Source organism: Pseudoalteromonas sp. SG43-7, from assembly GCF_014164295.1.
Classification (GTDB): domain Bacteria; phylum Pseudomonadota; class Gammaproteobacteria; order Enterobacterales; family Alteromonadaceae; genus Pseudoalteromonas; species Pseudoalteromonas rhizosphaerae.
Genome location: NZ_JACJEY010000021.1, coordinates 63,207 through 73,937, shown reverse-complemented (window position 1 = coordinate 73,937; position 10,731 = coordinate 63,207). Strand labels below are relative to the sequence as shown.

Below are 10,731 nucleotides of genomic sequence, written 5' to 3'. Positions count from 1 at the left end.
AAAATGGTTATAAATTAGCTAAAAATTTACCTGCTTATGCATGGATAAGCACAGGAGAAGTAGAAGAAAATATCAGGCCTTATTTAATTGTTGGCATGGGGGATAGTGGCGAGATAAAAGTATGGCTATCAAATGCACGATCTGACAGAAATAGAACAGGCCGTGTATTACACGAGCTTGGCTCTGGGCAAGCACAGTGGCGTGAGAATAAATGACCAGTTTTAAACGCCTTTTTACAACCAGCCAGAACAAGATGAAAAGAGTGAGCAATGGCAATCACAATTAATAAATGGATATAGATTATGGACAAGCTCATAAAATCACTCATCACACTTGCTTTAACATTATTTGTAATAGGTTGCTCGTCAACAGGAACAATTGATTACATGGTTGCAGGTGTCGGCACCAAAAATGGCAATGCAATTTGGGGCCGCTCAATAGTATTTGATGATGAGTGGGGGATCCCTTCCGGTGCAATAGAATGCTGTTACGCACAAGCTGGTGGTACGGTAAGTGTTTACGATAAAAAATTCCCAGAAAAAGTAGCCGTTGAATGGTTAGATAAGTCAGAAAATAGAATTTACTTTGGTGAAGTGGCAATAGATAAAAATGGTTATAGGTTAGCTAAAAATTTACCTTCATACACAGCGCATACAGGTAAGGTTTTTAAAGATGTAAAACCATATTTAATAGTCGGTATGGGTGAATCAGGTGAGATAAAGGTTTGGATTTCAAATACACCATCAGCGGGGTTTACAGGTCGCGTATTACACGAGCTTGGTTCAGGACAAGCCCAATGGCGTGAGAATAAGTAGTAAAGCCACTACCCTAAGCTTATGTTCTATAAAGTATTCGCAGAGGCAGCCCGTAGCTCATGACCCAGAAGAAGACGCTGAATTCACCACTAAAAACCACAGCTCGCGCTTTGTTATAATCAGCCTGCGCAAGCAGAGCTCAGCACACAATGGCAATCACAATTAATAAATGGATATAGACTATGGACAAACTCATAAAATTACTTATCACACTCGCTTTAATATTATTCGCTGTAGGATGTTCGTCAACAGGTAAAATTGATTACATGCTTGCAGGTGTCGGCACCGAAAATGGCAATGCAATTTGGGGGCGCTCTGTGGTATTTGATGATGAATGGGGAATACCGTCAGGGGCAATTGGGTGCTGCTATGGTGAAACTAGAGCGACGGTAAGTGTTTACGATCAAAAATTCCCAGAAAAAGTAGCCGTTGAATGGTTAGATAAGTCAGAAAATAGAATTTACTTTGGTGAAGTGGTAATAGATAAAAATGGTTATAAGTTTGCAAATAAACTACCTCGATTTAGTTACCATACAGGCGAAGTAGAAACTGATATTTACCCATATTTAATAGTCGGTATGGGTGAATCAGGTGAGATAAAGGTTTGGGTTTCAAATACACCATCCGCTGGGTTTACAGGTCGCGTATTACACGAGCTTGGCTCAGGGCAAGCCCAGTGGCGTGAGAATAAGTAGCAGAGCCACAGCCCTAACATTCTCTAAATTATGAGTAGAGGCGGCCCGTAGCTTTGGCCCACAAAGTGATGCGAGACAAGCTTTATAAAAAGATTATAAGCATCATAGGTGCTTAATATCAGGCATTACTTTGCAACAATGCCTTTTCTGAATCGATTTTAATTTCAACACCACTCCCATTTTAAGATAATCGGATATATAAATAACTTTTAAATTTAAGTATCGAGTCTGAGCCCTGTGTCTTGTTTAATTTTTTCGATCACCATATAAGTGTGGTGCGTACCAACACCCGGTATATCGACTAAATCACCAAGCACTTGACGGTATTCATCCATATCCGAAACCCGAATCTTTAATAGGTAATCATAGCCACCAGCAACCATGTCGCACTCAACCACTTGCTTTATTTTTAAAATATGTTCACGGAACACTTTAAATACCGCAGTATTTGACGTCACTAACGACACTTGCACATGCGCGACTAAGCTTTGATTAAGTTTGGCTTCGCTCAACTTGGCAAAGTAACCTTCGATGTAACCTTCTTGTTCAAGCCGTTTTACTCGATCAAGACACGGGCTGGGACTTAAGTTAACCTGCTTTGCGAGGTTAACATTAGATATTCTGCCGTTTTTTTGCAGAACGTCTAAAATTGCTAAATCGATACGATCGAGCATGCGTAATCTATTCGGACTTGTCATAACAGAATTTTATGCGGATAAGTTTAAGGTATGCCCTGTAAATTATCGTAAAACGCTAAATTTAACCAGCATATTCTGCTGGATTTTAATTAGAATGCACGCATTACGTACATAAAAATCGGGCAGCGAAATTTTTTAGCTGCAAGACTCCATACACCAGAGGGTTGCTTATGTTATTTGACGGCGATTTGACAACAACGTGTCCAATCAGACAAAAAATCCGTGACTTTTATCGCATTGACGAAAATGCTGTAATTGATCATATTTTACCGCTTGCTGAAGTTGGCGTAAAAGCCCGCAGCCGTGCTTGGGAACGTGCTCGCCAGATAGTTCACACTATTCGTCGCGATCAAGATGGTCAAAGCGGTGTTGATGCGCTACTTAATGAGTTCTCTCTCTCTAGTGAAGAAGGCGTGGTATTGATGTGCTTAGCTGAAGCATTACTTCGCGTGCCAGATAAAGCCACTCAAGACACGCTAATTCGCGATAAGTTAGCCAAAGGCGACTGGAGCTCTCACTTAGGCAGCAGCGACTCACTATTCGTTAATGCGTCATCTTGGGGTCTATTAGTGACCGGTAAAATGGTTAACTACACTGATAAAACCAAAGAACAGCAGTTTGGTGTACTGAAAAAAACCATTGGTCGTTTAGGCGAGCCGGTTATTCGTAAGTCAGTAAACTTTGCCATGAAGATCATGGGTAAGCAGTTTGTTATGGGTCGTACAATTAACGAAGCCATCGAACGCGCTGCAGAAAAAGAGCAAAAAGGCTATGTATATTCATACGATATGCTTGGCGAAGGCGCTCGCACCATGAAAGATGCACAGCGTTATTTCAATAGCTATATGAATGCGATTCATGCTATCGGTAAAGCGGCAAATGGCCGTGGCCCAATTAAGAGCCCTGGTATTTCAGTGAAGCTGTCTGCGATTCATCCTCGCTATGAGTTTACTCATAAAGAACGTGTCATGAACGAAATTGTGCCTAAGCTTAAAGAGCTGGCCATGGCAGCTAAAAGCTACAATATTGGCTTTACTGTTGATGCTGAAGAAGCGGATCGTCTTGATATTTCACTTGATGTAATCGAAGCAGTATTTAGTGATGATGACCTAGCTGGTTGGCATGGTTTTGGTTTAGCTGTGCAAGCGTATCAAAAACGCGCAATTTTTGTGATTGAATGGTTAACTGAGCTTGCCAGCCGTGTTGGTCGTAAAATGATGGTGCGTTTAGTTAAAGGTGCCTACTGGGATACCGAAATCAAAACCACACAACAAGATGGTTTAGAGCACTTCCCAGTATTTACTCGTAAGGCAACCACCGACGTATCTTACAAAGCATGTGCTATCAAAATGCTAGAAGCACGTGATGTACTTTATCCACAGTTTGCAACCCACAATGCCTACACTGCGGCAACAATTTTAGAAGTTGCTAAAGGTGATAACCAAGGTTTTGAATTCCAACGCCTGCACGGTATGGGTGAATCATTATTCGACCAAATCGTAACTGAAGAAAAAATTCAGTGTCGTGTTTATGCCCCTGTAGGTCAGCACGAAGATTTATTGGCTTATCTAGTGCGTCGTTTACTTGAAAACGGTGCTAACTCATCGTTTGTTAACGCCATTGTAGATACCACGAAACCTGTTGAATCGTTATTACCGGATCCGGTAGAAACACTGCAAGGTTTGCGTAACAAGTACAACACGCAAATTAAGATGCCGATTGATTTATACGGCGCTGAACGTGCTAACTCAAAAGGTATGGATTTAACCGATATCAATGTGATCACGCCATTCAAGGAAAATCTTGATAACTGGTTTGCAGAGCACCGTATTAGTGAAAGCGATATTCCTGAAGGTTCAATTGCAGTTAAAAACCCAGCCAATCATCAAGAGATCATCGGTCATATCAAGCTACAAAATAGCGATGATATGCTCACTCTACTAAGCAATGCAGAAACCGCCTTTGAATCGTGGTCACAAACGCCAGTTAAAGAGCGCGCAAACCTATTACGCCGTATTGCTGATATTCTAGAACGTCATCACGACGAGCTTGTGGCTATCTGTATCAAAGAAGCCGGCAAAGTAGCACAAGATGGTATTGACGAAGTACGTGAAGCGGTTGATTTTTGTCGTTACTACGCAGCTCGCGCCGAAGAGCTAAGTGAAGATGAGCGCTTTGAAGCCCGTGGTGTGATTTTATGTATCAGTCCATGGAACTTCCCATTAGCAATCTTCTTAGGTCAAGTTGCTGCAGCAATCGTAACTGGTAACACTGTTATTGCTAAACCAGCTGAACAAACTAGCTATATTGCGCTGCGCACTATTGAGCTTATGTTATCTGTTGGTTTACCAGAGCATGTGGTACAGCCTGTTATTGCGCGCGGTAGTGAAGTAGGTAAAACTATTGTTCCTGATGAGCGCATTCAAGCGGTTATGTTCACAGGCTCAACTGAGACCGGTACCATCATTTCACAAACACTTGCTGCACGTAATGATATTCAAGTACCGTTGATTGCCGAAACCGGCGGTCAGAACTGTATGATCGTAGATTCAACAGCATTGCCTGAGCAAGTCGTTGACGATGTGATTAGCTCTGGTTTCCAAAGTGCTGGTCAACGTTGTTCTGCACTGCGTGTATTGTTCATTCAAGAAGATATCGCAGATAGCGTAATTGAAATGATCAAAGGCGCGTTAAAAGAGCTACACATTGGCGATCCATCATTACTATCAACCGATATCGGCCCTGTAATTGATGAAAAAGCCTTGAAGAACTTAAACGAACACGTTGAGTACTTAAAAGGCAACGCAACACTGCATTATGAGTGTGATATTCCAGATAATAGCGAAAACGGAGCGTATTTCTTTGCGCCACGTTTATATGAAATCAAAGATCTATCTGTACTGAAACGTGAAGTATTTGGCCCATGTGTACATATCATTCGCTTTAAAGGCACAGAACTTGATAACGTGATTGACCAAATAAATAACACTGGGTTTGGTTTAACCATGGGTATCCATTCACGCATCGAAGAGCGTTGTGAATACTTAGCAAAAATGTCGCGTGCCGGGAACGTCTACGTTAACCGTAATATGATTGGCGCGATTGTTGGCGTACAACCGTTTGGTGGTCGTGGTTTATCTGGCACCGGACCTAAAGCAGGTGGTCCTAACTACTTAACTCGTTTAGTTAAAGAAAAAGCATCACCTGAAAACGTGCAAATGACTAACTTAACACCAGACGAGCTTGACACTCACCACTATTCAGGTGCTGCTGAGCAAGTCGAGAAGTTAATGGCAAACTCAATGCGTGATGAAAAAATTTGGCGCGCAACCCCACTGAACGATCGTGTTTCAGCGGTACGTCAGTTATTAGCTAAAGTTGCCACAGTCGATATTATTGACGAGTTAGCCGACGATTTAGCATTAACACTTGCCGATGCTCGTGCCCAACTTAATCGCCTTGAAAAGCACATGCGTAAGTTTACTACTTTGCCGGGGCCAACAGGTGAATCAAACACCCTTCACCTTGAAGCGCGTGGCTGTGTTGTATGTTATGCCGATAAGAGTACCTCGTTTAACTTCTGGGCTATTTCGATCATCACCGCACTTGCTGCAGGTAATACCGTGATCACCGTAGCGTCGGAGTTATTCTATGACGAAGCGGTGGCCTTTAAAGATAAGTTTATCTCAACAGGTATTGCTGAAGGGGTATTCCAAGTAGCTAAACCGAATCAGTTACAAGCTATTTTGGCGCACCCTCATTTAGCAGGTGCTGTTGTTGCATCGCGCTCATCACGCTTAGGCTACTTCAGTCAACAGCTAGCGCAACGTAAAGGAGCTATCTTGCCAGTGATCAGTGCTGAGTACTACGACACGCTAATCAAGCGCTTATTAACAGAAAAGACCATTAGTATTGATACAACTGCTTCAGGCGGTAATACATCACTAATGACTTTAGTTGAAGATGACGAGTAGAGTTTAAGTAGATATTAACAAAGGGCGCTAATTAGCGCCCTTTTTACTACTTATCCAGTAAGAATTTTGCTAACTTTGTAGTATGTTATTTATTATGAAGTAAACACATTGAAAATTATCCCAATCGATCAGCTTATACCAGGTATGTTTGTACATAGCGTAACTAAACAAACGGGTAAAATTAAAATCAAAAACCAAGGTTGGGTAAAAACGCAAGCTGGCGTACAGCAACTTATAAAAGCCGGTATCTTAGAAGTTGAAATTGATCCTGATAAAACCATCGTTGAACTCACTCCTACTGCCACAACAAGCGGTATAAAGGTTGAACCGCCTAAACAACGTGATCCTTGGTCTACAACACACAGTGTTGAGCAAGAGATGGACAAAGCATTTAAGCTCTACAGCGAAGCAAAACAACTGCAAAGCAAAGCATTTACCGATATAAAAGCCGGTAACACTATAGATATTACCCCCTTTAAAGAATTAGCTAGCGGCTTTATTGATTCGGTATTTCGTAATCAAGATGCGCTAGCATGCATCACCCGTATGCGTGAAAAAGACGCCTACCTACTAGAACACTCGATCAATGTCTCGATCTTAATCAGTATTTTTGCCAAACACTTAGGTTTTGAACGAGCGCTTATTGAAGAGCTTGCCACCGGTGCGCTATTACATGATATTGGTAAAATTCAGATACCGGATGATATTCTTAATAAGCCGGGTAAGTTAACCGATCAAGAATATAAAGTGATTCAGGATCATGCGCGTTTTAGTAAAGAAATTTTAGAAAAAGCGGGCCTTAAAGGCATTGCCGTCGATATTGCAGGCTTTCATCATGAGCGACTAGATGGCACGGGTTACCCGTTTGGCAAGCGAGCTGATGAAATAAGCCAGTACGTGCGTATGGCATCGATTGTTGATGTCTATGATGCACTTACCGCAGAGCGTGTTTATAAGGCCGGCATGGAGCCAATCAAGGCCTTTAAAATACTCAAAGATGGTTGTCCAGATAGCTTTGATGGCGAGTTACTGACTAAATTTATTCAGTGTATTGGCGTTCATCCAGTTGGCACGTTAGTTAAACTGTCGAGTCAAAAAGTCGGCCTAGTGACCAAAAGCAACCCTAGCAGCCCTCTTAAACCTCAAGTGAAAACTTTTTACAATGCAAAACACGCTCACTATACGCAAGTTCAAGATATAGATCTGGCGCATAACCGAAATCAAGATTCGTTAGAATCCGCCATTAAACCAGCGGATTTCAACATTGATTTAATTAGATTTTTCAAAAATTCAATTTTGCCGTAATGATCACCGAAAACAAAATAGGCCTGCGCGAAGTAGCTATATAATCGTCACTCGGGCCAATCTTGCAGCGCTTTTAAGCTAAATTCATAATCATCAAAACTCAGCACCGTTTGCTCTGGAGTGATCTCTAATACTCTTAAGTCCCCAATGCTATCTCCCTCATATAACTCCCGATTATTGAGCTTTACCCAACGTTTATCAGGTGATGATGAGTAAATATGCGCTTGGTATTTAATTTCTGGCATCAATGCCAACAAAGCATCAGGTAGTAACTCAATCGGCTCAGCATAAGATGAATTTTTAGTGCCTTGCGTTACTTGATGAGATTGGGTGCTTTGAGTATCTTCGATAGCGCGAGCAAAGGCGTTTTTAAGCGCCGTTGGCACAGTTTCAAGTTCTTCATCGCTGACAGTTGCCACAGGCTTTGATTTCTCACTAGTCGGTTCGCCAATAGGCTTCCCCAATACTTTGTATTTACTCATATCGATATTGCTAGCGCTATTGTTAATCATTGGCTGCATTTGCACTGCATTAGGATTATATTGCTGCTGAGGCGCTGCATATACTTGCTGATAACCATTAGGTGTTTGCACCAGCATTGGCTGACCTTGCGGATAAGCTGGTGCAGTATTTACTGGCACTTGCACCCACTGATATTGCCCTGCTGCTTGTTGGTATTGCTGAGGTTGAACAAATTGCGGCTGAGACATCGGCTGCGTGCTGGCAACTTGGGCTGGGCTAGTTTGTACTGGATTTGTTTGCACCGGTATCGATTGCTCAGGCTTCACTGTGGCAGGTACAGGTGTTTTGTCATCAGCAGGCTCCACTGATTGATCCTGAACAGTCGTTACCACTTGTTCAGGGGTATTAAAATGATTTTTTTGTAACCATTTACCAATTGAAAACCCTGCCATTAAGGTCAGTAAAAAAGCAACCAACAAGCCAAGCGAAATCGCAATAAAACGATAACGCTGCAGTTCTTGCTGCTGTTTTAATTGCTCAGCGTTTCTGTCATGTGCTGACGCTTCATCATGTTGTTCTGATTGTTTTAAGGCATCTAATAAATACGACATATATGACCATTAATTAAAGAATAAACGACAAACCAATACCCAGACTGAGCACAGTTAAAAATGCCAACGGATAGAGCCAATTAAACGACGACTGCTGCTCTATACTAACGGAACTTAATGCACTCGGCGGTAACGCTTCTTGTGCTGAGCGCATTACTATATCACTATCAATCATCGTTAGCTGCTTAGAAAAAGCGCCCATTAAACAGCGTTCACATAATAAGTTTACTAAACGCGGAATACCTGCAGTAACTAAGTGAATCGTTTTTAACGCATCATTTGAGAATAGTCCCCGATCACAACCTGCAACATACAAACGATGCTTAACGTAAGCAAAAGTTTGTCCTTCAGTTAACGGTAGTAAATGATAACGAGCAGTGATCCGCTGTGCTAACTGACGCAACTCATTACGCTTTAATAAAGCCTGTAATTCTGGCTGACCAACCAATACTATTTGTAGTAATTTTTTATGGTTTGTTTCTATGTTAGTTAATAAACGAAGCTGTTCTAGCACGTCAGGGGCTAAAAGCTGAGCTTCATCAATAATCAAAATAGTGTGGCCACCTGCTTGATGATTCGCTTCAAGATGCTTTTTAATTGCATCTGTTAAGGTTTTTAACGTCGCATTTTGCTCGTCATAAACAATATGAAATTCATCGCAAATACTCGCTAACAGTTCCAATTGTGACAGTGCTGGATTATGGATCAACGCCACTTGTGTGTTTTCAGGTAACTGCTCTTGCAAACTGCGGGTTAAGGTCGTTTTCCCTGTTCCCACCTCACCGGTTAACAATACAAACCCACCGGCTTCACCTAAGCCATAAGTTAAATGCGCCAACGCTTCTTTATGGCGTTCGCTTAAAAATAAGTACTGTGGATTTGGCGCGATTGAAAACGGTTTCTCTGACAAGCCAAAATAGCTTAAATACACCCTAAATTTCCTTACTGATTAAATCACGGCCTATAATGGCAAAAAAACAGCGTAAGTGAAAACCTTGTTAGCGTTTTATTAGTTAAATAACGTAAAATAGTTTGCACAGTTAATATTCAGGGGAAATTATGCAAGTTTATTTGGTCGGTGGAGCAGTTCGTGATGAGCTATTAGGGCGAATCATCAAAGAACGCGATTATGTGGTGGTCGGTGCAACTCCTGAGCAACTGATCAAACAAGGCTATCAACAAGTTGGTAAAGACTTTCCCGTTTTTTTACACCCAAAAACTAAAGAAGAATACGCACTAGCTCGTACCGAGCGAAAACAAGGCCAAGGTTACACGGGCTTTGTCTGCGAGTTTTCAGCAGATGTTACCTTAGAAGACGACTTACGCCGCCGCGATTTAACCGTTAACGCTATTGCAAAAGCACAAGATGGCAACTTAATTGACCCTTATGGCGGCAAGCAAGATTTAGACAACCGCATTTTGCGCCATGTATCTGACGCATTTAGCGAGGATCCACTACGCATATTACGCGTTGCCCGTTTTGCAGCTCGTTATCATTATCTTGGTTTTACGATTGCCGAAGAAACCCAGCAATTGCTAACACAGATGATCAACCAAGGAGAGTTACAAACACTCACCGCAGAACGCATTTGGCTAGAATGTGAAAAATCATTAACGGATGGCGCATTTGCTGAGTTCTTGAATATTTTAGCGCAGTTAGGCGCGCTTAGTGCAATCAGCCCTGCCTTAGCAGGTAACTGGAGCGATGAGTTATATCAACAACTAAAAAACCGTTACGCTTACGCACAAAGCCAAAATATAACCGATCAGGCATTATTGTTTGTACAAGCCACTGCATCATTGACGCAAGAAGAGATTAAAATTCTCAGTCAAACTATTCGTTTACCAAATGACGTACGCGACTTAGCATTACAACTTAATACCCACCAAGCAACCTTAACTAGCCAAACAATCACCGCAGAGCAACTACTCAGTTGCTGCAATCAACTCGATTTATGGCGCCGCCCTGAACGGTTCGAGGCAGTTCTAAAAGCCGTTGAGATTAACCAAGCAGCATCACTGGCTAATCAAAAATTATTATTAACAGCAACCAAAGCAGCTAAAGCAATTAACCCGCAGCAATTTATTACGCAAGGCATTAAGGGCGCAGCAATAAAAACCGCGCTAGAACAAGCGCGGTTAGAGGTATTTCAGCAGTATTTTTAAACGGC

Annotated in this window: 8 protein-coding genes and 1 pseudogene; 6 read left to right on the top strand and 3 right to left on the bottom strand. The window is 41.9% G+C overall.

The features are described from left to right. The 3 genes and pseudogenes from H5200_RS11575 to H5200_RS11565 form a co-directional block, all read left to right on the top strand. Positions 1–215: pseudogene (locus H5200_RS11575) on the top strand (DUF2931 domain-containing protein); the annotation flags it as partial. 87 nt (positions 216–302) lie between these two features. Then, complete coding sequence (locus H5200_RS11570) at positions 303–815, top strand: DUF2931 family protein (protein WP_182739887.1); 513 nt, start codon at positions 303–305, stop codon at positions 813–815. Between the two features lie 182 nt (positions 816–997). Beyond that, positions 998–1,510, top strand: a complete 513-nt coding sequence (locus tag H5200_RS11565; protein WP_182761528.1) for a DUF2931 family protein — start codon at positions 998–1,000, stop codon at positions 1,508–1,510. 215 nt (positions 1,511–1,725) lie between these two features. Here H5200_RS11565 and H5200_RS11560 read toward each other — a convergent pair whose 3' ends face one another. Further along, entirely contained in the window at positions 1,726–2,208 is a 483-nt protein-coding gene (locus tag H5200_RS11560; RefSeq protein WP_145235173.1) for a winged helix-turn-helix transcriptional regulator, read from the bottom strand. A gap of 170 nt (positions 2,209–2,378) precedes the next feature. On the opposite strand from H5200_RS11560, the gene putA reads away from it, so the two are divergent. After that, positions 2,379–6,182, top strand: coding sequence for a bifunctional proline dehydrogenase/L-glutamate gamma-semialdehyde dehydrogenase PutA (putA, locus tag H5200_RS11555; RefSeq protein WP_182761527.1), 3,804 nt, complete (start codon positions 2,379–2,381; stop codon positions 6,180–6,182). A 108-nt stretch (positions 6,183–6,290) separates the two neighbouring features. Continuing rightward, positions 6,291–7,487: an HD-GYP domain-containing protein gene (locus tag H5200_RS11550; protein ID WP_182761526.1), complete on the top strand. Its 1,197-nt coding sequence runs from the start codon at positions 6,291–6,293 to the stop codon at positions 7,485–7,487. Positions 7,488–7,534: 47 nt separating this feature from the next. On the opposite strand, the gene H5200_RS11545 is transcribed toward H5200_RS11550, so the two are convergent. After that, the gene (locus H5200_RS11545) at positions 7,535–8,560 is read right to left on the bottom strand and encodes a general secretion pathway protein GspB (RefSeq protein WP_182761525.1); all 1,026 of its coding nucleotides are present in this window, start codon (positions 8,558–8,560) and stop codon (positions 7,535–7,537) included. Positions 8,561–8,573: 13 nt separating this feature from the next. Then, on the bottom strand, positions 8,574–9,491 hold the full coding sequence (locus H5200_RS11540; protein ID WP_145235164.1) for an ExeA family protein: 918 nt from the start codon (positions 9,489–9,491) through the stop codon (positions 8,574–8,576). Positions 9,492–9,619: 128 nt separating this feature from the next. On the opposite strand from H5200_RS11540, the gene H5200_RS11535 reads away from it, so the two are divergent. After that, positions 9,620–10,726, top strand: coding sequence for a tRNA nucleotidyltransferase (locus H5200_RS11535; protein WP_182739884.1), 1,107 nt, complete (start codon positions 9,620–9,622; stop codon positions 10,724–10,726). The last annotated feature ends 5 nt before the right edge of the window (positions 10,727–10,731 follow it).

What these genes read in the sequence shown, in the direction of transcription:
- H5200_RS11570 (WP_182739887.1), top strand. Translation starts at nt 303, where the DNA reads ATGGACAAGCTCATAAAATCACTCATCACACTTGCTTTAACATTATTT.
- H5200_RS11535 (WP_182739884.1), top strand. Translation starts at nt 9,620, where the DNA reads ATGCAAGTTTATTTGGTCGGTGGAGCAGTTCGTGATGAGCTATTAGGG.
- H5200_RS11565 (WP_182761528.1), top strand. Translation starts at nt 998, where the DNA reads ATGGACAAACTCATAAAATTACTTATCACACTCGCTTTAATATTATTC.
- H5200_RS11560 (WP_145235173.1), bottom strand. Translation starts at nt 2,208, where the DNA reads ATGACAAGTCCGAATAGATTACGCATGCTCGATCGTATCGATTTAGCA.
- putA (WP_182761527.1), top strand. Translation starts at nt 2,379, where the DNA reads ATGTTATTTGACGGCGATTTGACAACAACGTGTCCAATCAGACAAAAA.
- H5200_RS11545 (WP_182761525.1), bottom strand. Translation starts at nt 8,560, where the DNA reads ATGTCGTATTTATTAGATGCCTTAAAACAATCAGAACAACATGATGAA.